Raw genomic sequence first — 20,589 nt, 5'->3', positions numbered from 1 at the left:
AGAATGGACGCGTTGCCTGGGTGTTTTCGCTCGCTCCTACAACGGGTTTTTTATTTGCGGGCCTTGAGAATGACGAACTTGGGCGTGGCCGCCACTTGCTCGACGCCGCGGAACAGGCGCGCCAATTTGCTGTGGTAACCCAGGTGACGGTTACCGACGATATACAGCGCGCCGCCCACCACCAGGGCTTCCCGCGCCTGCTGGAACATGCGCCAGGCGAGAAAGTCGCCCACCACCTGCTGCTGGTGGAAAGGCGGGTTGCACAGCACCACGTCAAGCGACTGCGCTTCCTGGCCGGCCAGGCCGTCGCCGGCACGCACGATCATCTCGCGTTGCCCCAGGGCGTCCTGCCAGTTCTCGCCGGCCGACTGCACCGCCATGAACGACTCATCCACCAGTGTGTACTGCGCGTCGGGGTTTTGCAGTGCGCTGGCAATCGCCAATACACCGTTGCCGCAGCCCAGGTCCGCCACGCGGGCGCTGCCCAGGTTGCTCGGCAGGTGCGGCAGGAAAGCACGCGTGCCGATGTCCAGGCCTTCGCGGCAGAACACGTTGGCATGGTTGAGCAATTCAATGGCCGGCGTATCTAGGGTGTAGCGGGTAGGGTAGGGCGATACGGGGGCAGGGCGATCCGCAACGGTGGCGATCAGCAGCCGAGCCTTTTTGACCGCGAGGCTGGCGTGCATCGGCCCGATATAGCGCTCGAGCAGCTCACCGGCGGCGCGTGGCAAGTGTTTGACCATCGCCCCGGCGATCACTTCGGCGCCTGGCGCCAACTGCCCGTGCAGCCGGATCAGTTGCTCTTCCAGCAGTGCCAGGGTTTTCGGCACGCGCAGCAGCACCCGATCGAAAGGCCCAACCGGCACATCGCTGGCGGGTACGAACGGCACCGCATCAAACGCCTTGCCGTTGCGCACCAGGTTTTTCTCCAGGCCTTGGGCGGCGAGGAATGAGTCGCCGCTGGAGATCACCTGCACCTGGCCTTCAAGGCTCGCCGCGAGGGCGCCGAAGCTGTCATTGAGTACCAGCACACGGGTCGCCGGGTTGGGGTGCTGGCTGGCGAGGTGGCTGAGCAGATACTCGTCGGCGGCATCGAAGGCTTGCAGCGGGTCATTGTGTTGCTCGGGCTGACGAATCAAATCGAGCTGGGCGAAGGGGCTGTCAAGCAAGGGCATGGCGGGGGAGGCTCTGGGTAATCGACGGAACCGTCTGAGTGAACGGCGAGGCAACCTCTGAAAGGGCAGCATCAACACTCAGAATTGGCCGTAAATGTTACTTTTTTTTGACCGCGATGACATGCGGTGTTTCTTGCGGGGGTTAAAACAGCCCTGCTTTGGAGGCGCTGAGCACGGCCTGGATTTTATTGTGGACCCCCAGCTTCTTGAAGGTACTGCTGATATGAAAGCCTACGGTGCGCTCGGACAAACAGAGAATGGCGGCGATTTCGGAGGCGGTCTTGCCCATGGCGGACCACTTGAGCACTTCCGTTTCCCGTGCGGTCAGCTTGCTGGGCGCGCTGACTTGAGTTTCATCGGCGTATTTTTTCGCTACAACCGCATGCATCGCATGGCAGAGCCACAACACTTGCCCGGCTTTTTCGTAAAGTTCTTCAGGGCTGACCTCGCCTTTACCACGCGTCAGCGTCAGCATGCTGAACACACCCTGGAAGTCATGGACCGCTTGGGTCCAGCCTAAGTGCGCGCCAAACGATTGGGCCAATTCCCACAATTGAGGGGTATCACTGAAAGTTTTTTTGTTCCAAAGAATGGGCAGTACACTATTTTTACACTGGGACACCACGGGATCTACATCGAAGAAATGCGCTTGCTTGTAAATAGTTCTCCATTCATTTGGATGGTTACTAAGATGGATGGGTTCTGTTTGGTTGCTGTGCGCTTGGGAGCTCATCGTAAATGAGCAATATTGGAATCCCAACTCGTAGGTGTGATTGACGACCATTTCAAACACGCTGGTGATTTCGCTCTCGCCTTCCAGCTTGGGTAGCCGTGTATTGCGCCACTTGACCATCGTACAGTCTCCATAGGTTTTACCTGGCTCGGGTACGTCCGGATCCCAAGGTCGTTCGAAAGCAAAGTGTAGGATAAGTCGTACAAGCGAGCAGGAAAAATATTCAATCGTTAGTATGCTTTTAGCCTTGCCCGGTATATCAGGGCTAAGCGTTTTCAAGACCCAGCAAAGTAGCGCTTGCGTTTTCAACAGGTTATCGGTGGTATCAAAGTGATATCTTTCGAGCGTTCAGCTTCAACTTTTAGCGGATTTCGAATTCGGTAATAGCAAAATGTTTAGTTCGAAGTTGAGGCGGCACTATTCACCGCTTTTGTCACAACACTGACACAGTCGCCGTCTTGGGTTGATGCAATGCCAGTACAAATCAGCGGTGTTTGCGCGGCCTGCTTTGAGCGACACTAAGGCCCTGTGCAAAACGGAGCCACCCATGACGGCCAGTGCTGAAAAATTTACCCGCCAGACCCTGCTCGACGTGCAATCGTTGACGCCCAGCCTCTTCACCCTGCGCACCACCCGCGATCCCGGTTTTCGTTTCACCGCCGGCCAGTTCGTGCGCCTGGGCGTCACCAAGGCAGATGGCAGTACCGTGTGGCGCGCTTATTCCATCGTGTCGTCGCCGTTTGACGAGCACCTCGATTTCTTTTCCATTGTCGTGCCGGGGGGTGAGTTCACCAGCGAGTTGAGTCGCCTGAAAGTGGGCGATACGTTGCTGGTGGAGCGTCAGGCCACCGGCTTCCTGACCCTGAACCGTTTTGTGGACGGGCGTGATTTGTGGCTGTTGGGCACCGGTACCGGCGTGGCGCCTTTCCTGTCGATCCTGCAGGATTTCGAGGTATGGGAGAAGTTCGAGCGTATCGTCCTGGTGTACAGCGCTCGCGAGGCCAAGGAACTGGCGTACCAGTCGCTGATCACTGAACTGGGCACGCGTGAACACCTGGCTGAATATGCCCACAAGCTGACCTACATCCCTATTGTCACGCGTGAGCGGCATCCGGGCGCGCTGAACGGGCGCATCACCACGTTGATCGAGAACGGCGAGCTGGAGCGTGCTGCCGGCGTCGCGCTGACCCCGGAGCACTCCCGCGTGCTGATTTGCGGCAACCCGCAAATGGTCGATGACACCCGGCAGTTGCTCAAGCAGCGCGACCTGCAACTGAGCCTGAGCCGGCGCCCGGGGCAGGTAGCGGTGGAAAACTACTGGTAAGAAAGCCTTACGAGCTAAGGTTTGTCAGGCAAACGCCGTACTTGTGGCGAGGGAGCAAGCTCCCTCGCCACAGGTTACTTCGCGTTGCTGCTTCTTATCCGCTGGTCAGAGCGGTTTGTCATGCTGTGCCTTGAGCAGATCACGGATCTCGCCCAACAACACCTCTTCCTTCGTTGGCGTCGGCGGCAGGCTTGGGGCTACGGCCTCTTCACGCTTCAGGCGGTTGATCGCTTTTACACCCATGAAGATGGCGAACGCGACAATCACAAAATCGATCACGCTCTGGATGAATTTGCCGTAGGCCAGCACGACCGCTGGGACATCGCCTTGGGCGGCTTTCAGCGTGATGGCCAGGTCGCCGAAATCCACGCCACCAATCAACAGGCCGATCGGCGGCATCACCACATCCCCTACAAACGAGGAAACAATTTTGCCGAAAGCGGCGCCGATGATAATACCGACGGCCATGTCGACCACATTACCTTTGACCGCAAAGGCCTTGAACTCACTGATCACGCCCATAGGTTATTCCTTGTTACAGATGAGAAGGGTGGAGGTCAGTGTAAGTCAGTCGTAGCAGGCTTGCGCGACACAACCGTTAACACTGTTGGTTGTTATCGACACATTAAAACGCAATTAGTTTGCAAAGTGCCACCAATCGCGCGCGAAATACGCATAATTTCAGCGGGTTACCACATGTTTTTCTCAATCGGGCCTGTGGTGTTTTTCTATTTATCTTCTGACCCGCAGGTCACTAGCCTCTGGCAAGCACAACTGAATGTGCACTAAAAAAACCAGAGGAAACCTCGATGAACAGTTCAATCAACCGCAGGCCCGTATCGGCGCGCCAGGCGCTGGCATTGGTGACCGCCAGCCTGTTGACCCTCTCCGTGCAAGCCGCCAACCTGACCCGTGATAACGGTGCCAACGTTGGGGATAACCAGAATTCGCAGACGGCCGGCGCCAATGGCCCGGTGCTGCTGCAGGATGTCCAGCTGATTCAGAAATTGCAGCGCTTTGACCGCGAACGCATCCCGGAGCGTGTGGTTCACGCACGCGGCACGGGCGCCCACGGCACTTTCACCGTGACCGACAACCTCAGCGACTTGACCAAAGCCAAGGTGTTCGCGGCCGGTGAAGCCACGCCGGTGTTCGTGCGCTTCTCGGCGGTGGTCCACGGTAACCACTCCCCGGAAACCCTGCGCGACCCACGGGGCTTCGCCACCAAGTTCTACACTGCCGAAGGCAACTGGGACTTGGTCGGTAATAACTTCCCGACTTTCTTCATTCGCGATGCCATCAAATTCCCGGACATGGTTCACGCGTTCAAACCGGACCCGCGCACTAACCTGGACGATGATTCGCGTCGCTTCGACTTCTTCTCCCATGTCCCAGAGTCCACTCGCACCCTGACCGAGTTGTACTCGGACTCCGGTACCCCGGCCAGTTATCGGGAAATGGACGGCAACGGCGTACATGCCTACAAGTTGATCAATGCCAAGGGCGAAGTGCACTACGTCAAGTTCCACTGGAAGAGCCTGCAAGGCATCAAGAATCTTGATCCCAAGCAAGTTACCGAAGTGCAAGGGCGCGACTACAGTCATATGACCAATGACTTGGTCACCCATATCAACAAGGGCGACTTCCCCAAGTGGGACTTGTATGTGCAAGTGCTGAAGCCTGAAGACTTGGCCAAGTTTGATTTCGATCCGTTGGACGCCACCAAGATCTGGCCGAATGTACCCGAGCGCAAAGTTGGGCAAATGGTACTGAACCGCAACCCGGCCAATGTGTTCCAGGAGACCGAGCAAGTAGCGATGGCGCCGGCCAACCTGGTGCCGGGTATCGAACCGTCGGAAGACCGCCTGCTGCAAGGTCGAGTGTTCTCCTATGCGGACACGCAAATGTACCGCCTGGGCGCCAACGCGCTGCAACTGCCGATCAATGCGCCACGGGTGGCCGTCAACAACGGCAACCAGGACGGTGCAATGAACTTCGGCAAGACCACCACTGGCGTGAACTACCAGCCAAGCCGCCTGTTGCCACGGGAAGAGCCGCAAACTGCGCGCTACAGCCAGTCGCCGCTGTCGGGCAGTACCCAGCAGGCGAAGATCCAGCGTGAGCAGAACTTCAAGCAGGCCGGTGACTTGTATCGCTCCTACAGCAAGAAAGAGCGTCAGGACCTGATCGACAACTTCGGCGGCTCGCTGGCGACCACCGATGATGAAAGCAAGCACATCATCCTCTCGTTCCTCTACAAAGCCGACCCGGAATACGGCACCGGCGTGGCCAAGGTGGCCAAGGGCGACTTGGCGCGTGTCAAAGCGCTGGCTGACAAACTGAGCGACTAACCGCGCCCTCCTGTAGGAGCGAGCTTGCTCGCGAAGAACTCAAAGGCAACGCATTTATCCAGGATGCACGCGTTATCGTTGACGTTTTTCGCGAGCAAGCTCGCTCCTACAAGGGGATCTTTCTCAAGGATTTTGATCATGCGTACGCTCATATGGGCACTGCTGGCTTGCTGTTCGTTCAGTGTGCTGGCCGAACAACCCCCATCCAATGACTCTGGTGCGCTCAAGGCGCAGTTGCAGGATTACTATTTCGATGCCGCCCGCCGTGGCGACCTCGACATGCTCGATACCTTTATCGAGTCCGGCTACAACCTCAACACCCAGGACACCAAAGGCTACACCGCGTTGATCCTGGCCGCGTACCACGGTGAAAGCGCCTACGTGGAGCGCTTGCTCACCGCCGGTGCCGACGCGTGCGTGCAAGACAAGCGCGGCAACACTGCGCTGATGGGCGCCATCTTCAAAGGCGAACTGAAAATTGCCCAGCGCCTGCTGGCCACCGACTGTAACCCCGACCAACGCAACGGCGCGGGGCAGACCGCTGCCATGTATGCCGGGCTGTTCAAGCGCGTCGAACTGCTCGGCGAGCTCAAGGCCAAAGGCGCCGATCTCAACGCCGAAGACCCCATCGGTAACAGTGCTTCACGTTTGGCCAATGGCGAAATCCGGACCCCGGCGCCGCGCTGAGCTATCATCGCGGTTTTTCGGTTGGAGGTTCTCAAATGGCAAAGGCCAAGCGCATGTACGGCTGCACGGAGTGCGGCGCGACCTTTCCCAAATGGGCGGGCCAGTGCGGCGAGTGCGGTGCGTGGAACACCCTGACTGAAACCATGATTGAAAGCGGTGGCGCCGCTGCCCCCACCGGCCGCGCCGGCTGGACCGGGCAACAGGCGCAGATCAAGACCCTGGCCGAAGTCAGCGTCGAAGAGATCCCGCGCTTCTCCACCGCCTCCGGTGAGCTGGACCGGGTATTGGGCGGTGGCCTGGTGGACGGCTCGGTCGTACTGATCGGCGGTGACCCGGGCATCGGTAAATCGACGATCCTGCTGCAAACGTTGTGCAGCATCGCCAGCCGCATGCCGGCGCTGTACGTCACCGGCGAAGAGTCCCAGCAGCAAGTGGCCATGCGCGCCCGGCGCCTGGGCTTGCCTCAGGACCAACTGCGGGTCATGACCGAAACCTGCATTGAGAGCATCATCGCCACGGCACGGATCGAGAAGCCAAAGGTCATGGTGATCGACTCGATCCAGACGATTTTCACCGAGCAACTGCAATCTGCCCCTGGCGGCGTCTCCCAAGTACGTGAAAGTGCCGCGCTGTTGGTGCGCTATGCCAAGCAGAGCGGTACCGCGATCTTCCTGGTCGGCCACGTGACCAAGGAAGGCGCACTGGCCGGCCCGCGCGTGCTGGAGCACATGGTGGACACCGTGCTGTATTTCGAAGGCGAATCCGACGGCCGCCTACGGTTGTTGCGAGCGGTGAAAAACCGCTTTGGCGCGGTGAACGAGTTGGGTGTGTTTGCCATGACTGACCGGGGGCTGAAAGAAGTCTCCAACCCTTCGGCGATTTTTCTCACCCGTGCCCAGGAAGAAGTCCCCGGCAGTGTAGTGATGGCGACGTGGGAAGGCACCCGGCCGATGCTGGTGGAGGTCCAGGCGTTGGTGGATGACAGCCATCTGGCCAACCCGCGACGGGTCACCCTCGGCTTGGATCAGAACCGCCTGGCCATGCTGCTGGCGGTGTTGCACCGCCATGGCGGCATCCCAACGCACGACCAGGACGTGTTCCTCAATGTGGTCGGCGGGGTCAAGGTGCTGGAGACCGCGTCCGATCTGGCGTTGATGGCGGCGGTGATGTCCAGCCTGCGCAACCGGCCGTTGCCCCATGACCTGCTGGTGTTTGGCGAGGTGGGGCTGTCGGGCGAAGTGCGCCCGGTGCCCAGTGGCCAGGAGCGCTTGAAAGAGGCAGCCAAGCATGGCTTCAAACGCGCGATCGTGCCCAAGGGCAATGCGCCGAAGGAAATGCCACCGGGGTTGCAGGTGATTGGGGTGACGCGCCTGGAGCAGGCCCTGGATGCGCTGTTCGAGTAGTGCCAACACCACAAAACCACTGTGGGAGGGGGCTTGCCCCCTCTCACATTTTGACCTGAGCTGGAGGTTAGATTTCCAGCAATGCCGCTAACTCGCGGTGCAGTTCTTCTTCATCACCCAGGTTCAATTCGATCAAGCGTCGCAGATGGCTGATCGATTCCAGGTCGATGTGTTGGCATACAAACCCTAACTGATCATGCTCTTCGTGAGTCAGGCGTACCTGCATCTTTATATGGGCTTTCGGATCCAGACGTATGTCGACATCGAACGGCAGCGCCTTGTTGCCTTTCCAGTCTTCAGGCCGCTTCGCCAATAGACCCTTGAGCGACAAATCCACCAACTGCACCGGCCATTCGCGTCCGTTTTGCCGAAGCTCGGTCTTGGCATCGAAGGCAATCCGGCGAAAACGGCGGCGGTCAGACGCTTGCTCGGTCATGGTGAAATCCTCTGTGGAATACAGCGATTGTAGCCCTACGCCATCATTCGGCATTTATTTCTGCTTTTTTTGCACCGGCAAGGCTCTAGACCAACGTAGGGGGGTGGCCTTTAAGGCCAACAGCGCTAAACTCGGGCTGGCTGTCCTTCTGTCCACCCTGGCTGGAATATAAAAATGAAAAATAATAATAGCCTGCTACGCCATCTACCCTGGCTGGTGCTGGCAATCGTAGGAGCATGCGCCCTTGGCGTAGTGGCCTTGCGCCGCGGCGAGGCGATCAACGCCTTGTGGATTGTGGTCGCTGCAGTGGCCATCTACCTGGTCGCGTACCGTTACTACAGCCTGTTCATCGCCAATAACGTGATGCAACTGGATCCACGGCGGGCCACCCCCGCAGTGATCAACAACGACGGTCTGGACTATGTGCCGACCAACAAACATATCCTTTTCGGTCACCACTTTGCGGCGATTGCCGGCGCAGGCCCGTTGGTCGGCCCGGTGTTGGCGGCGCAGATGGGCTACCTGCCTGGCACGCTGTGGCTGATTGCCGGCGTGGTGCTGGCCGGTGCGGTGCAGGATTTCATGATCCTGTTCCTGTCCACCCGGCGTAACGGCCGCTCCCTGGGCGACATGGTCCGCGAAGAAATGGGCCGCATTCCCGGAACCATTGCGCTGTTTGGCTGCTTCCTGATCATGATCATCATCCTCGCGGTGCTGGCGCTGATCGTGGTCAAGGCCCTCGCCGAGAGCCCGTGGGGCATCTTCACGGTGATGGCAACCATCCCGATCGCGATGTTCATGGGCGTCTACATGCGCTACATCCGTCCGGGTCGTATCGGTGAAATCTCGATCATCGGCGTACTGTTGCTGCTGGGTTCGATCTGGCTGGGCGGGCAGATTGCCGCTGACCCGGTCTGGGCCAAGGCCTTCACCTTCACCGGCATCCAGATCACCTGGATGCTGATCGGCTACGGCTTTGTGGCCGCGGTACTGCCGGTGTGGCTGATCCTGGCACCGCGTGACTACCTGTCGACCTTCCTGAAAATCGGCACCATCATCGCCCTGGCGATTGGCATCCTGGTCACCATGCCCGACCTGAAAATGCCGGCGCTGACCCAGTTCATCGACGGCACTGGCCCGGTGTGGAAAGGCGGCCTGTTCCCGTTCCTGTTCATCACCATCGCCTGCGGCGCGGTTTCCGGCTTCCATGCGCTGATCTCTTCGGGCACCACGCCCAAGCTGCTGGCCAGTGAAAGCCACGCCCGCTATATCGGTTACGGCGGCATGCTGATGGAGTCATTCGTGGCGATCATGGCGATGGTTGCCGCGTCGGTGATCGAGCCTGGCGTGTACTTCGCCATGAACAGCCCGGCAGCGATTGTCGGTAGCGACGTCGTGACCGTGGCGCAGACCGTCAGCAGCTGGGGTTTTGCAATTACCCCCGAGGCGTTGTCGGCCGTGGCCCATGACATCGGTGAAACCACCATCCTGGCACGTGCCGGCGGTGCACCGACCCTGGCGGTCGGTATCGCGCAGATCCTGCACAGTGTGCTGCCGGGTGAAAACACCATGGCGTTCTGGTACCACTTTGCGATCCTGTTCGAAGCGCTGTTTATCCTGACGGCAGTCGACGCCGGTACCCGTGCCGGTCGCTTCATGCTGCAAGACCTGCTCGGCTCCTTCGTGCCGTCGCTCAAGCGCACCGAATCCTGGACCGCCAACCTGATCGCCACCGCCGGCTGTGTGGCCATGTGGGGTTACCTGCTGTACCAGGGCGTGATCGATCCACTGGGTGGCATCAACACCTTGTGGCCGTTGTTCGGCATCTCCAACCAGATGCTGGCGGGGATCGCGCTGATGCTGGCCACGGTTGTGCTGATCAAAATGAAGCGCCAGCGCTACATCTGGGTGACCATGCTGCCGGCAGTCTGGCTGCTGATCTGCACCACCACCGCAGGCTTTATCAAGCTGTTCGACGCCAACCCGGCGATCGGCTTCCTGTCGCTGGCCAAGAAATACAGCGATGCCCTGGCCAATGGCCAGATCCTGGCGCCGGCCAAGAGCATCGATCAGATGCAGCACGTGATCTACAACGCCTACACCAACGCAACGCTGACGGCGCTGTTCCTGTTCGTGGTATTCAGCATTCTGTTCTATGCGCTCAAGGTCGGCGTTGCCGCCTGGGGCAACAAAGAGCGTACGGATAAAGAAGCCCCGTTCCAGGCAGTACCGGACGCATAAACGAGGATTGCCAGCATGTTCAATGACATCAGTCGCCTCGGTAAATACCTCGGTCAGGCCGCGCGCCTGATGGTCGGCATGCCCGACTACGACACGTACGTCGAGCATATGCAAACCAAGCACCCGGACAAGCCGATGATGGACTACAAGGCGTTCTTCCGGGAACGCCAGGAAGCCCGTTACGGCGGCAAGGGTGGGCCCAAGTGCTGCTGACCCGTTAATTCGGGCTGGCGGTGACCCCATGTGGGAGGGGGCTTGCTCCCGATAGCGGTGTGTCAGGCACGTGTGTGGCACTGATACACCGCTATCGGGGGCAAGCCCCCTCCCACATTTGTTTCTGTGTTTCTTCAAGGAGAATTTCTTTGTCCTCTCCCATTCCTGTCACCGTACTGAGCGGCTTTCTTGGCGCCGGCAAGACCACCTTGCTGCGCCATCTGCTCAAGGCCGAGCACGGCTTGAAGATCGCCGTGATCGAAAACGAATTCAGTGACGCCGGTATCGATACCCAACTGCTGGGGGCCGAGCCGGTGCAGGTCATGACCCTCTCCAACGGCTGCGTGTGCTGCACCATCCACACTGATTTGACCAAGGCGCTCTACCTGCTCCTTGAACGCCTGGACAGTGGCGAGATCGCTTTCGACCGCCTGGTGATCGAATGCACCGGCTTGGCGGACCCCGCCCCGGTGGCCCAGACATTTTTCATCGACGAGGAACTGCGCGAGCGCTACATCCTCGACGGCATCATTACCCTGGTAGACGCGGCTCACGCCGAGCACCACCTGACCCAGACCATCGCCCAGGCCCAGATCGGCTTTGCCGACCGCCTGCTGGTGAGCAAGCGCGACCTGGTGGACGACGCCACCTTCGACGCCCTCAGCGAACGCCTGACCCGCATCAACCGCCGCGCACCGATTCGGGTGGTGGACCATGGCGCCATCGACCTGGCCGAACTGCTCGACGTGCGTGGCTTCAACCTCAACGCCGGCATGAGCCTGCGCCCGGTCAGCGCGGCGCCGTCCATCGACCGCATCTCCAGCCTGGTGCTGCGCACCGACCAGCCGCTGGATATCGACCGCCTCAGTGCGTTCATGAATGAACTGCTGGAAGACCACGGCAAGCAATTGCTGCGCTACAAAGGCGTGCTGAACATCGCCGGGGAAGACCGGCGCCTGGTGTTCCAGGGCGTGCTGAAGCTCTACGGTTTCGACTGGGATACCGAATGGGCCGAGGGTGAGGCGCGTGAGAGTGTAATTGTGTTTATTGCCGATGATTTGCCGGAAGACAAGATCCGCGAAGGCTTCGCCAAGGTCCACCAGCCTTGACCTGAAATACAGTCGAAATGTGGGAGGGGGCTTGCTCCCGATGACAGTGTGCCAGGCACTTATCTATCACTGACCCACCGCTATCGGGAGCAAGCCCCCTCCCACAATGGATTGCATTTCACATTCAAAAAACAGGCATAAAAAAGCCCGGCTCAAGCGCCGGGCTTTTTATTCAAGCAACTGCAATCAAGCGCCGTACACCGGCAGCTTCTTGCAGATAGCCTTGACCTTCTCACGTACCGCGTCAATCACCGATTCGTTGTTCAGGTCCGCCAGGATGTCGCAGATCCAGCCGGCCAGTTCCTTGCACTCTGCTTCCTTGAAGCCACGTGTGGTCACAGCCGGGGTGCCGAAGCGCAGGCCGGAGGTGACGAACGGCGAACGTGGGTCGTTCGGCACGGAGTTCTTGTTCACGGTGATGAAGGCTTTGCCCAGGGCAGCGTCAGCATCTTTACCGGAAATGTCCTGCTTGATCAGCGACAGCAGGAACAGGTGGTTTTCAGTCCCGCCGGATACCACGTCAAAACCGCGTTCGATGAACACGCCGGCCATGGCCTTGGCGTTCTTGACCACTTGCTGCTGGTAGGTCTTGAACTCAGGCTGCAGCGCTTCCTTGAAGCAGATCGCCTTGGCAGCGATCACGTGCTCCAGCGGGCCACCCTGGGCGCCCGGGAATACCGCGGAGTTCAGCTTCTTCTCGATCTCGGCGTTGGCGCGAGCCAGGATCAGGCCGCCACGAGGACCGCGCAGGGTCTTGTGGGTGGTGGTGGTTACCACGTCAGCGTAAGGCACTGGGTTCGGGTAGACGCCAGCCGCGACCAGACCGGCTACGTGGGCCATGTCGACGAACAGGTAGGCACCGACCTTGTCAGCGATTTCGCGGAAGCGCGGGAAGTCCAGGATCTGCGAGTAGGCCGAGAAACCGGCCACGATCATTTTTGGCTTGTGCTCGACCGCCAGGCGCTCGACTTCGTCGTAGTCGATCAGGCCGTTGGCGTCGATGCCGTATTGAACGGCGTTGTACAGCTTGCCGGAGGAGGAAACGCTGGCGCCGTGGGTCAGGTGACCGCCGTGGGCCAGGCTCATGCCCAGGATGGTGTCGCCGCCTTGCAGCAGGGCCAGGTACACGGCGCTGTTGGCTTGGGAACCGGCATGCGGCTGGACGTTGGCGTAATCGGCGCCGAACAGCTCTTTTGCACGGTCAATGGCCAACTGCTCAACCACGTCGACGTATTCGCAACCACCGTAGTAGCGCTTGCCTGGGTAGCCTTCGGCGTACTTGTTGGTCAGAACCGAACCTTGAGCCTCCATCACCGCAGGGCTGGTGTAGTTTTCCGAAGCGATCAGCTCAATGTGCTCTTCCTGGCGCACGGCTTCTTGCTCCATGGCGGCGAAGAGATCGGCGTCGTACTTGGCAATAGTCAAATCACGGCTGAACATGGCGGTCCTCAAGGATCGGGGGCAGAAAAGGAGGGCATTCTAACCCAATGGGTTTTAGATGGCATATGAAAGGACATCATGTCGCGGACAAGTGGGGCTCATCTGGGATAGGCGGTGACTGTGCCGCCGCTATCGGGAGCAAGCCCCCTCCCACATTTGGAATGCATTTCAATGTGGGAGGGGGGCTTGCTCCCGATGAGGCCATCAGCCCCACACAAAATCTCAGTCAAACATGAACAGCGCATCATTGCTGAACTGCGCCTCGAACCGGTTCGCCGGCATCGGCCGCCCGAACAGGTAACCCTGCACCTCATCGCAGCCATGCTCGCGCAGGAAGTCCAACTGCTCGTGGGTTTCCACGCCCTCGGCGATCACCGCCAGGTTCAGGCTATGGGCCATGGCGATGATGGCGCGGGCGATCTGTGCATCCTGCTCGCCGGATGGCAGGCCATCGACGAAGGTACGGTCGATCTTCAATACGTCGATGGGGAATTGCTTGAGGTAATTGAGCGACGAATAACCGGTGCCGAAGTCGTCGACCGCAATGCTCAGGCCCAGGTTTTTCAGGCTGGCGAGGATCTGCAAGGCCTCGTTGACTTCGCGCATCAGGATACTTTCGGTCAGCTCCAGTTCCAGGCACGCCGGCGGCAGGCCGGTGTCCTTGAGGATGGTGGCGATGCGCGTGCCCAGTTGCCCGTCGGAGAACTGCCGCGCCGAGATGTTGACCGAGACTTTCGGCACCCGCACCTTGTTCTGGTGCCAGGTCTTGAGCTGGCGACAGGCTTCGCTGATCACCCAGTCGCCCACGTCCACCACCAGCCCCAATTCCTCCAGCACTGGGATGAAATCCCCCGGCGGCACCAGGCCTCGGCGCGGGTGGCGCCAGCGCAGCAGGGCCTCGGCGCCGGTCAGGCGTTTGCCGTCGCCGCTGAACTGCGGCTGGTAATAGAGCACGAACTCGTCTTGTTCCAGGGCGTGGCGCAGGTCGCTTTCAAGCTCCAGGCGCTCCAGGGCGCTGGCGTTCATGTCGGCCTGGTAGAACTGGAAGTTGTTCTTGCCGCGCTCCTTGGCGTGATACATCGCGGTATCGGCGTTTTTCATCAACTGGCTCAGCTCGTTACCGTCCTGTGGGCTCAGGGCGATGCCGATACTGGCGGTCACGAAGAACTCGCGGCCCTCCAGCACGAACGGCTTCACCAGGCTGGCCAGGATCTGCTCGGCCACGTTGATTGCACGGTTCAGCGCCATTTCACGGCTGACGCGTGGCTGCAGCAGCAAGGTGAACTCATCGCCGCCCATGCGCGCCACGGTGTCGTCTTCGGCCACGCAACCGAGCAGGCGCGTGGCCATCTCCTTGAGCATACGGTCGCCAGCGGCGTGGCCGAGGGAGTCGTTGATCGGCTTGAAGCGGTCAAGGTCGAGGAACATCAGCACCACCCACGACTTCTGCCGTTCGGCCGACTGCAACGCGGTGTGCAGGCGGTCCTGGAACAGGGTGCGGTTGGGCAGGTGGGTCAGGGCGTCGTAATACGCCAGGCGGTGGATGCGCTGTTCGCTGGCCTTGCGCTCGCTGATGTCGCTGAAGAAACACACGTAGCTGGCCAGATCGCCTTCATCGTCGAACACCGCCGTGATGCCGACCCAGGCCGGGTAGTGCTCGCCGTTAAGGCGCTTGAGCCACACTTCACCTTCCCAGGTGCTGTGCTGGTGCAGTTGCTTGAGCACGTAACGCAGGTGGGCTTCTTGCTGTTCGTCGACGGTGAGCATGTTCGGTAACTGGTCGAGCACGTCGCTCACGGCGTAACCGCTGACCCGGCTGAAGGCCTCGTTGGCCTGCACGATATAGCCGGCCGGGTCGGTGATCAGAATGGCCGAGGTGGAGTGCTCGAACACCGTGGCCGCCATGCGCAGGTCTTTTTCGGCGCGGCGTTGCTGGCTGATATCCCGGCCCACGCCGAGGATGCCTTCGAACGCGCCATGCTCGTCCCACACCAGCACCACGCGCAGCTCGATGGGCACTTTGCGCCCATCGGCGCGCAGGCAGTCGAACAGGAACAGTTGGGTCTGCACGTCATCGCGCAGGTTGTTCAACGCCTCGGGATTGCCCACGGCGCGGCTGACCTGTTCCATCAGCGCATAAATACCGGTGAGCTGCTGCGGGTTGGCAATGATGGACTGCCAGCCGTTCTTGAATACCCAGTCCACGTCATACCCGAGCACGGCGTTGACCGATGGGCTGACGTAGTTGAGGGCCAGTTGGCTGTCGGTGGAACAGATCACGTCACTGATGCTTTCGGCCAGCATGCGGTAGCGCTGTTCGCTGTCACGCAGGGATTCGCTGGCCTCGATCTGATCGGTGATGTCCTTGGCCACGCCGATGATGCGGGTGACCACGGTCGAGGTGTCCCTGGCCAGGGCCTGTTCGCGGATATCGAAGCGGCGCCACTGGTTGTTGCGGTGCCGAAAGCGCAGCTGGCAGTGCAGTTGGGTCGCGTATCCCGTCTGGCGCTGCTGCTGACGCGAGTCGTGGTAATGCTCGGCGTCTTCGGGGTGCAGCAGGATTTCCCAGAAGTACTCGCCCATTTGCTGCAGTTCGGCCTTGTTGTAGCCGAGGGTATGGCCCAGGTGATGGTTGCTGAAAATCATGCGCTGGCTGATCACGTCCTGCACATACAGGTGGTCGGGCACGGTGCGTACCACGTCCGACCAGAAACTCTCGCGCTCGACCAGCGACAGCTCGATCAGCTTGCGACTGGTGATGTCGCTGATGCTGAGGATCACCGCCCGCACGTCATCCTGCTGTTCCGGCAGACGCATGACGAGCCACAGGTATTGTTCATTGCCCGCCACATCGTTGAGCTGGATTTCCAGCTCCAGCTGTTTTTGCCGGGTCAGTACGGCTTCCAGCACCTGTTGGCCGATCGACGTGGCGTTGTGTGGGCCATCATCAATCAGGCGCTCCCAGGCTTGTTCGCAGGAGCCCACGTTCAGCAGGCGCACCGCCATCTGGTTGACTTCGGTGACGCGCAACTCCTTGAGCAGCTTGCGACGCTCAGTGGGATTGGCCCGCAGCCAGGCGTGCGACTGTTCGCGGCTCTGCACCGGGGTCTTGTCGCAAAACGCCTTCACCCCCGAAAGGTCGAGTACGCACAAGGCCACGCCGGTGCCTTCGAAGATGTCCTGGTAACGTCGCCGGCCTTCATGCACCTGGCGCTGGCGACGGCGCATGTTCAGCAGCGCAATCACCGGAACCAGCGAAAAGGCCAGGCCCAGCAGGCATTTGCCGATAAACGCCGGCAGCAGTTGTTCCAGTACCGCGCTGCGGTCGAACAGCCCGCGCAGTTGCCAGTCGCTCTTGCTCAGGGGCGTGACCAGCACACTTTGGTTCAATTCGTCCGGGGTCAACGCGCTGGTCCACTGGGCCGGCATGCCGTTGTCACGGCTGACCACGCGTTGATTCAGGCGGTTCTCGATGGCCCACATCGGGCGCTGGCCCTGGGCGTCCTGGCGAGTCAGGTTGGCCAGGTAGGTGGGGGCCAGGCGCAGCGCCCAGTACATCTTCGAGCCACCGCTGGGCTGGTGCAGCAACAGGTAGATCACGGTGCCGTCGCTGTCATTGCTCAGGTAATAGGTTTGGGCGTGGCTGCGCTTGACCAGTTCTTCGAGCAGGGCGCTGTCCTGGCTATCGTTGGCGGTGTCGCTGATCAGGGCGCCGCTGGGGGCGAGCAGGGCGAAGCTGCGCAGTTCGGGTAATGAACGCTGCAATGTGTGCATCAGCGCCTGTTGTTGCTCGGCGTTGCGCGGCGGTTCGACGATCGGCAGCAGGTTCAAGGCGATCTGCGCGCTCAAGGCCATATTCTGGCTGATCTGCTCGGCCAGGTCGGCGCTGTAGTCGATGGTGTATTGCTGCTGATTTTTCTGGTTTTGCTGTAACTGATCGAGCAACTGCCAGAACAATAACGCGAGCAACATCAGCACGAGCGTCGCCAACGCGCCTTTGAGGGTGCCGTGCAGGGGCGCTCCCGGCGCTATATGAGCGGCGCGCAAGGGAGTTGGCGGCGTGACTTTGGACAAGCTGTGATCCTGCGGTTTGGCTGGACTGGCGCGCGACGTGCACTATAAGCCGGACGCCCGAAGGGCGGCTAGCATGCCTTGAGTTGTGGCAAAGTGCCAGTCCTGCCTTGCAGACCCTGACCAAGGGCATGCACGCCCGGTCTAGAGGGGTCGGGATGCATAAACGTCCGTTTCAATCGACTTGTTGTCCTGGCTGAGCATGTTACTGGCCTGGGCAGTTACGTAGCTTTGTTAAAGGCAAATGCCGTTAACAGGGATACGTCATGAACAGCTTTCTTCATACCTCAAGCCAAAATGAAATTGATCATGCACGGTTCGAAATAATTAGAAGAAGCGAGCAAGGTGCACCGGAGCCGATAGGCTACATCCAGGATATCTACCACCGGCATTACGGCGCGCACATGACGCCCAACCCGGACCTACTGATAGCGCGACGCAGTCTGACCAGTGGCGAACTCACCGCCTGCGCCGGCATTTCATTCGCTTCGCCCAACCAGCCGTTGTTTTCCGAACGTTATTTCGACGAGCCGATCGAGGCTGTCCTGGCGTCGCTGAGCCAGCAGTGCCTGCTGCGTGAGCACATCGTGGAAATCGGCTCGCTGGCATCGGACGACTCCCACGCGGCGGCGGAGATCATCAAGGCGCTGCCGATTCTTGCCTGGTTCATGGGCGCCAAGGCCATCTTGTGCACCTCCACGCGCCGGTTGCGGGTACTGCTCAAATACCATGGTATTCCGCTGCGGATCATGGGCGATGCCGGGGCGGATCGCTTGTCCGAGCTGGAGCTGCGCCAGTGGGGCAGTTACTACGCGCAGTCACCCCAGACGGGCGTCATCCTGCTGGAGGAGTGCTCCCACTTGTTTAGCCAGTATTGCGGCAGGCTCAAGTTCTCGGGCTTCGAGCGCCTGATCGGGCATCCCGAGCAGGTGGCCGCATGAATGTCCTGACTGAAATATTGGCCCAGGCCCGGCGCACGCCCCACGCAGCGGCCGTGGTGCAACTGGACCGGGACAGCACCAAGCCGGAGGCGGTCGCCTTTACCTATCAGCAATTGGTCGCCCAGGCGCGGCAACTGGCCGATGTTGTCGCACGGGCAACACCCGGTTCCAGTCGGGTCGGCATCGTGATGGGCAACAGCGCCGAATGGGTGTTGGCCGATCTGGCCCTGATGATCGGCGAACGGGTGGAGGTGCCCGTGCCTCTGGCGTTCTCCGTTGATCAGGCGCGGCATCTGTTGCAAGGCTGCGCACTGGTGCTGACCGACGAGCAGGGCGCGCATGCTTTGCAAGCCTGGTGTCACGCGGGCCTGGCATTAGCGGCCGATGTGCGTCAGGTATCAGCGCTGCCTGGACCGGTCAGCCCGTCGACACCCTCGTCCACGGCTGGCTTGGCGCAGGACGGCGTGATCAAGGTCATCCACACCTCAGGCACCACTTCCCAGCCCAAGGGCGTGCAAATTCGTCGCGATGGCCTGGGCGCGCTGGTCGAAGCCCTATGGCAGCGCGCGCAGCCCGAGGACTACCAACGCTACCTGGTACTGGTGCCGTTCAGTCTGCTGATTGAACAGGTGACGGGGCTGTACATGCCGCTGACGTCCGGCGGCGTGGTGCTGCTGCCCCCGGTCAGCCTGGCGCCTCTGGGCAGCCCCGGCGCACTGGCCGAAGATCGCCTGGCCCTGATTCGCCAGGCACGCCCCACGGCCATGACGCTCACGCCCGCGCTGGTCGAAGCGATTGCCCAGCGTGCCGACACCTGCGGGCCGTCGATGGCCGAACGTATCGAGCAACTCTTCGGCACCCCGCGCTTGCCGTTGCTGGCGGCGGGGGGCGGGCCGGTGGAACTCGACGTGCTGGTGCGGCTGCAGCAATTGGGCATCGAGGTTTTTCAAGGCTACGGCCTGAGTGAGAACAGCTCGGTGGCCACCTGGAATCATCGCGCCGCCAACCGCCTGGGCACCGTCGGCCAGGCGCTGCCCCATGTGGCGCTGCGCCTGGCTGACGACGGCGAACTGCTGGTGCGCAGCAGTTCACTGTTTGCCGGCTATACCAACGAAGACCCCAGCAGCTGCGCCATCGACAGCGATGGCTGGCTGCATACCGGCGACTTGGCCACGATCGACCCGGAGGGCTTCGTGAGCATCATCGGTCGCAAGAAAACCATGATCATCACCGCCAACGGCCGCAACGTGTCTCCCGAGTGGCTCGAAGCAACGTACCGACAGCTGCCGAATGTGGAGCACGTCATCGTATTCGGTGATCGCGAAGCCTTCATGGGCGGCGTGTTCATCATCGACGCCCAGGCCGACCCCGCCGAAGTCCGCGAGCGGATCCGGGCCTTTGCCCGCAGCCATTTGAACGAAATCGAGCGCATTCAGCATCCGGTCCTGGTCGTGCACAGCGAAGAGGTGATGGGCCGGCTGTTCACGGTTACCGGGCGTCCGCGTCGCGATCAACTTTCCCGGTTCCTGCAGGATTCAACAGCGAGGATCTGCGCATGACGCTCTCCACGGTTCCCCACACCGAGCACAGTGGCCTGATCGTGTCGCCCCGCGCACCCCAGGCACTCTTCGAGCTGGCGCCGGACTTGCTCAAAAGTATGCTGGCCAGCCATGGCTATCTGGTGTTGCGCGGGTTTGAACACAGCATTGACCGATTTTCCCGCCTGGTACGCCAGTGCAGCGGCAGGATCAGCCTGGACCCGGCACGCACGTTTGACGGCAACACCGCGCAGAAAGTCGACGCCGGCCTGGACGCGGTAGGCCTGCATTGCGAAAACGGCAACAGCCCCTTCTGGCCGGACCTGTGTTGGTTCTATTGCCAGACCGCCCCGGCCCGAGGGTCACAGACCACTTTGTGCGACGGCAAGGCCGTGTACCGACACCTGACGGCCGAGCAGCGCGCGGCATTTACCGAGCGCGAGATCATGTACGCCCGCCGGGTCGAGGCGGACAAATGGAAAACCTACGCCTTTCATGCCCTGGCCCAGGGCACCGACGCGCCGGCCAGCATCGAGGCCGTGACCCTGCAGGATCTGATCTCGCTGACGCCTCAGGACGCGGGCTCCTTGATCGAGCTGAACGAGGACGGCTCGATCACCTACCGCTTTCGCACCCCGGCCATCCGCAACAGCCGGCTTGCGCAAGAGGCCCAGCCGGCGTTTGCCAACAGCCTGTTCGGCCCTTCCAACCATTACCAAGCGCCGCGGATCACCTTCGCCGACGGCGAGCCGATCGACCCGCAGTTACTGCACGCACTGGACGGACTTTGCGAGCAACTGACCGTCGATGTGGGCTGGCAGCGTGGCGATGTGGTGCTGATCGACAACACGCGCGTCATGCACGGGCGTCGGGCGATCGATGACCCCGCGCGCACGATTTTTAACGCCCTTTCCTACCTTGATTAAG

16 protein-coding genes are annotated in these 20,589 nt (G+C 60.7%); 10 read left to right on the top strand and 6 right to left on the bottom strand.

Going from position 1 to position 20,589, the window contains the following annotated elements; translation table 11 throughout:
- Positions 1–50: 50 nt before the first annotated feature.
- Together QF045_RS26630 and QF045_RS26625 are read right to left on the bottom strand one after the other, a co-directional pair.
- Positions 51–1,175 (bottom strand): class I SAM-dependent methyltransferase, encoded by a 1,125-nt coding sequence (locus QF045_RS26630; RefSeq protein ID WP_306494705.1) that lies wholly within the window; start codon positions 1,173–1,175, stop codon positions 51–53.
- Between the two features lie 142 nt (positions 1,176–1,317).
- Positions 1,318–2,028, bottom strand: coding sequence for a LuxR family transcriptional regulator (locus QF045_RS26625; RefSeq protein WP_306494704.1), 711 nt, complete (start codon positions 2,026–2,028; stop codon positions 1,318–1,320).
- Between the two features lie 427 nt (positions 2,029–2,455).
- On the opposite strand from QF045_RS26625, the gene QF045_RS26620 reads away from it, so the two are divergent.
- Positions 2,456–3,232, top strand: a complete 777-nt coding sequence (locus QF045_RS26620) for a ferredoxin--NADP reductase (RefSeq protein ID WP_306494703.1) — start codon at positions 2,456–2,458, stop codon at positions 3,230–3,232.
- Positions 3,233–3,337: 105 nt separating this feature from the next.
- Here QF045_RS26620 and mscL read toward each other — a convergent pair whose 3' ends face one another.
- Positions 3,338–3,754 carry a large-conductance mechanosensitive channel protein MscL gene (gene mscL, locus QF045_RS26615; RefSeq protein ID WP_124388287.1) on the bottom strand — a complete coding sequence of 139 codons (417 nt, stop codon included), beginning with the start codon at positions 3,752–3,754 and terminating at the stop codon, positions 3,338–3,340.
- Between the two features lie 287 nt (positions 3,755–4,041).
- On the opposite strand from mscL, the gene katB reads away from it, so the two are divergent.
- The 3 genes from katB to radA all read left to right on the top strand — a co-directional run bounded on the left by katB (position 4,042) and on the right by radA (position 7,673).
- The gene (gene katB / locus QF045_RS26610) at positions 4,042–5,583 is read left to right on the top strand and encodes a catalase KatB (protein ID WP_306494702.1); all 1,542 of its coding nucleotides are present in this window, start codon (positions 4,042–4,044) and stop codon (positions 5,581–5,583) included.
- A 138-nt stretch (positions 5,584–5,721) separates the two neighbouring features.
- Positions 5,722–6,270: an ankyrin repeat domain-containing protein gene (locus QF045_RS26605; RefSeq protein ID WP_306494701.1), complete on the top strand. Its 549-nt coding sequence runs from the start codon at positions 5,722–5,724 to the stop codon at positions 6,268–6,270.
- 35 nt (positions 6,271–6,305) lie between these two features.
- On the top strand, positions 6,306–7,673 hold the full coding sequence (gene radA / locus QF045_RS26600) for a DNA repair protein RadA (RefSeq protein ID WP_032884669.1): 1,368 nt from the start codon (positions 6,306–6,308) through the stop codon (positions 7,671–7,673).
- A gap of 67 nt (positions 7,674–7,740) precedes the next feature.
- Here the strand turns inward: radA and QF045_RS26595 are convergent, their stop codons facing one another.
- Positions 7,741–8,109, bottom strand: coding sequence for a PilZ domain-containing protein (locus tag QF045_RS26595; protein ID WP_306494700.1), 369 nt, complete (start codon positions 8,107–8,109; stop codon positions 7,741–7,743).
- A gap of 174 nt (positions 8,110–8,283) precedes the next feature.
- On the opposite strand from QF045_RS26595, the gene QF045_RS26590 reads away from it, so the two are divergent.
- From QF045_RS26590 to yjiA, 3 genes are all read left to right on the top strand, one after another.
- Positions 8,284–10,350: a carbon starvation CstA family protein gene (locus QF045_RS26590; protein ID WP_124388283.1), complete on the top strand. Its 2,067-nt coding sequence runs from the start codon at positions 8,284–8,286 to the stop codon at positions 10,348–10,350.
- 15 nt (positions 10,351–10,365) lie between these two features.
- Positions 10,366–10,563, top strand: coding sequence for a YbdD/YjiX family protein (locus QF045_RS26585; RefSeq protein ID WP_003176208.1), 198 nt, complete (start codon positions 10,366–10,368; stop codon positions 10,561–10,563).
- A 149-nt stretch (positions 10,564–10,712) separates the two neighbouring features.
- The gene (gene yjiA, locus QF045_RS26580) at positions 10,713–11,672 is read left to right on the top strand and encodes a GTPase (RefSeq protein WP_306494699.1); all 960 of its coding nucleotides are present in this window, start codon (positions 10,713–10,715) and stop codon (positions 11,670–11,672) included.
- 186 nt (positions 11,673–11,858) lie between these two features.
- On the opposite strand, the gene glyA is transcribed toward yjiA, so the two are convergent.
- Both glyA and QF045_RS26570 read right to left on the bottom strand, forming a co-directional pair.
- On the bottom strand, positions 11,859–13,112 hold the full coding sequence (glyA, locus tag QF045_RS26575) for a serine hydroxymethyltransferase (protein WP_124388281.1): 1,254 nt from the start codon (positions 13,110–13,112) through the stop codon (positions 11,859–11,861).
- 222 nt (positions 13,113–13,334) lie between these two features.
- A complete protein-coding gene (locus tag QF045_RS26570; RefSeq protein ID WP_306494698.1) occupies positions 13,335–17,186 on the bottom strand; it encodes a bifunctional diguanylate cyclase/phosphodiesterase in 3,852 nt (1,283 codons plus the stop codon).
- Between the two features lie 263 nt (positions 17,187–17,449).
- On the opposite strand from QF045_RS26570, the gene QF045_RS26565 reads away from it, so the two are divergent.
- The 3 genes from QF045_RS26565 to QF045_RS26555 are packed head-to-tail and all read left to right on the top strand — an operon-like array spanning position 17,450 to position 20,588.
- The gene (locus tag QF045_RS26565; RefSeq protein WP_306494697.1) at positions 17,450–18,124 is read left to right on the top strand and encodes a thermostable hemolysin; all 675 of its coding nucleotides are present in this window, start codon (positions 17,450–17,452) and stop codon (positions 18,122–18,124) included.
- Complete coding sequence (locus QF045_RS26560; RefSeq protein WP_306494696.1) at positions 18,121–19,683, top strand: AMP-binding protein; 1,563 nt, start codon at positions 18,121–18,123, stop codon at positions 19,681–19,683. The genes QF045_RS26565 and QF045_RS26560 overlap by 4 nt, the downstream gene beginning before the upstream one ends.
- On the top strand, positions 19,680–20,588 hold the full coding sequence (locus QF045_RS26555; RefSeq protein WP_306494695.1) for a TauD/TfdA family dioxygenase: 909 nt from the start codon (positions 19,680–19,682) through the stop codon (positions 20,586–20,588). Before QF045_RS26560 ends, QF045_RS26555 begins: the two co-directional genes overlap by 4 nt.
- Position 20,589 lies beyond the last annotated feature (1 nt).

Origin of the sequence: Pseudomonas sp. W4I3 (genome assembly GCF_030816195.1) — a bacterium.
Classification (GTDB): Bacteria; Pseudomonadota; Gammaproteobacteria; order Pseudomonadales; family Pseudomonadaceae; genus Aquipseudomonas.
This window is presented reverse-complemented; position numbering and strand designations above follow the sequence as displayed.

Excerpts from the sequence above, each read along its gene's own strand:
- QF045_RS26630 (WP_306494705.1), bottom strand. The coding sequence starts at position 1,175 with ATGCCCTTGCTTGACAGCCCCTTCGCCCAGCTCGATTTGATTCGTCAG.
- QF045_RS26625 (WP_306494704.1), bottom strand. The coding sequence starts at position 2,028 with ATGGTCAAGTGGCGCAATACACGGCTACCCAAGCTGGAAGGCGAGAGC.
- QF045_RS26620 (WP_306494703.1), top strand. The coding sequence starts at position 2,456 with ATGACGGCCAGTGCTGAAAAATTTACCCGCCAGACCCTGCTCGACGTG.
- mscL (WP_124388287.1), bottom strand. The coding sequence starts at position 3,754 with ATGGGCGTGATCAGTGAGTTCAAGGCCTTTGCGGTCAAAGGTAATGTG.
- katB (WP_306494702.1), top strand. The coding sequence starts at position 4,042 with ATGAACAGTTCAATCAACCGCAGGCCCGTATCGGCGCGCCAGGCGCTG.
- QF045_RS26605 (WP_306494701.1), top strand. The coding sequence starts at position 5,722 with ATGCGTACGCTCATATGGGCACTGCTGGCTTGCTGTTCGTTCAGTGTG.
- radA (WP_032884669.1), top strand. The coding sequence starts at position 6,306 with ATGGCAAAGGCCAAGCGCATGTACGGCTGCACGGAGTGCGGCGCGACC.
- QF045_RS26595 (WP_306494700.1), bottom strand. The coding sequence starts at position 8,109 with ATGACCGAGCAAGCGTCTGACCGCCGCCGTTTTCGCCGGATTGCCTTC.
- QF045_RS26590 (WP_124388283.1), top strand. The coding sequence starts at position 8,284 with ATGAAAAATAATAATAGCCTGCTACGCCATCTACCCTGGCTGGTGCTG.
- QF045_RS26585 (WP_003176208.1), top strand. The coding sequence starts at position 10,366 with ATGTTCAATGACATCAGTCGCCTCGGTAAATACCTCGGTCAGGCCGCG.
- glyA (WP_124388281.1), bottom strand. The coding sequence starts at position 13,112 with ATGTTCAGCCGTGATTTGACTATTGCCAAGTACGACGCCGATCTCTTC.
- QF045_RS26565 (WP_306494697.1), top strand. The coding sequence starts at position 17,450 with ATGAACAGCTTTCTTCATACCTCAAGCCAAAATGAAATTGATCATGCA.
- QF045_RS26560 (WP_306494696.1), top strand. The coding sequence starts at position 18,121 with ATGAATGTCCTGACTGAAATATTGGCCCAGGCCCGGCGCACGCCCCAC.
- QF045_RS26555 (WP_306494695.1), top strand. The coding sequence starts at position 19,680 with ATGACGCTCTCCACGGTTCCCCACACCGAGCACAGTGGCCTGATCGTG.